2 protein-coding genes are annotated in these 1543 nt (G+C 53.3%); both read right to left on the reverse strand.

Annotated features, from left to right (window positions below; genetic code table 11):
* Positions 1-36: 36 nt before the first annotated feature.
* Entirely contained in the window at positions 37-921 is an 885-nt protein-coding gene (cbiB, locus tag MV985_RS08770) for an adenosylcobinamide-phosphate synthase CbiB (protein ID WP_297465407.1), read from the reverse strand.
* A partial coding sequence (locus MV985_RS08775; protein ID WP_297465409.1) for a uracil-DNA glycosylase family protein occupies positions 909-1543 on the reverse strand: 635 nt, incomplete at its 5' end. The genes MV985_RS08775 and cbiB, both read right to left, overlap by 13 nt.

Below are 1543 nucleotides of genomic sequence, written 5' to 3' on the forward strand. Positions count from 1 at the left end.
CCTCTTCCCTCGCACCGCCGTGGTAGGTTGAGAACATCACGGGCTCAAGCATGGACAGGCCCCCGTTGCGAGGAGTAATGAGACGATTACCAGCCATTCGGCAACGACAAGCCAGTAAACCTTCAGGGCGCGCTTTATATCCTCGTTTTCAGGAGCTTTTCCCGGAAAGCGGTAAACCCCAGGCTTCTCGAGCCAGACTCCGAGGACGGCGCTCATTACTGCCATAGGCTTATCGGAGTTTATCTTGAACCTCGCCAGACGGTAGTAGCGAGAAACCTTCCTTCCACCGAGGGGGAGGTAGAGGAGAACCGTTAAGCGGGCTGGTATGAAGTTTAGAGCGTCATCAAGTCTGGCGGAGAACTTTCCGAAGTATTCGTAGCGCTCGTTTCTATAACCGAGCATCGCGTCGAGCGTGTTGACGGCGCGGTAGATTAACGCCCCCGGCAGGCCGAAGAGGAGGAAGTAAAAGAGCGGGGCAATTACGGAGTCGTTCAGGTTCTCGGCGAGGCTCTCTATTGCTGCAGAGTTGAGGTGGGCTTCGTCGAGCTTACTAACGTCCCTGCTGACTATCATCGAGACCGATTTCCTCTTCTCGTCAATGTCGTCCGTTACAGTTCTCGCTATGTGCTCGTGCAAACTTCTAATAGCAAAGGAGCTTTTGAGGAGATAAACCGCTAAAGCATAGTTGAGGGGATACGGAGCTAAAGAGGGCAAGATTGAAAGCAAAAGGGCAAAGACCAGAACTATAAGGGCTGTAGCGGTTCCCACCAGGAAGTCCCTAACGGGAGAGCGCCTTTTGTAGCGGGAATCAATTAACCCAGCTATTCCTCCGAACCACACGACCGGGTGGAGCTTTGCAGGAGGCTCGCCCAAAGCTAAATCCCAGAGGAGTGCCAAACCAAAGACCATTAAGGCGTCCATTCACTCAGAGCCTCCCTGATTTTGGAGTATTCCTCCATGATTTCACCACCCGGTTCCCTAACGCCCCTCCTGACGTACCATGCGGGATGTCTCAGGTACTCAGCCTCAAACCCCAGTTCTGTTAGGGCTTTTTCGGCAGTTCTGCCTATTGCGAAGATTTTCTCGGGCCTCAAGATTTCGAGCTCTCTAGCAAGAAGCTCGTACGCCCCGGCCGGAATTCCCTTCAGCCTGTTTTCAGGAGGGTTGCACTTGAGAACGTTGGTAATGTACAGGAAGTCCGGGTTTATCCCGAGGGAGAATAGAGTTTTGCGGAGTAACATTCCAGAGGCATCGCGGTAGAAACATATTCCCGTTTTTCCACATCCGCGCCTTCCCGGTGCCTCGCCGACGAGGGCTACCCTTGAACCCCCAAAACCGTTCGCGAAGGGCAGTCCCTCAAACTCGCCGACCTTAAGCTGGTACATCAGGCTCTCTTCACCGCAGAAGTACTCCGGGTCAGTTAAGAGGGAGCAGTATAACGCTGAAAGCTCGATTCCCTTCGCCTCGCTTTTCTCGTCAACAACCAGAAACCTTTCGCGGGGATTGTAGACTGTTCTGGCGTAAACACCGTAGGTCTTTTCAT

Source organism: Thermococcus sp. (assembly GCF_027012695.1).
Taxonomy (GTDB): domain Archaea; phylum Methanobacteriota_B; class Thermococci; order Thermococcales; family Thermococcaceae; genus Thermococcus.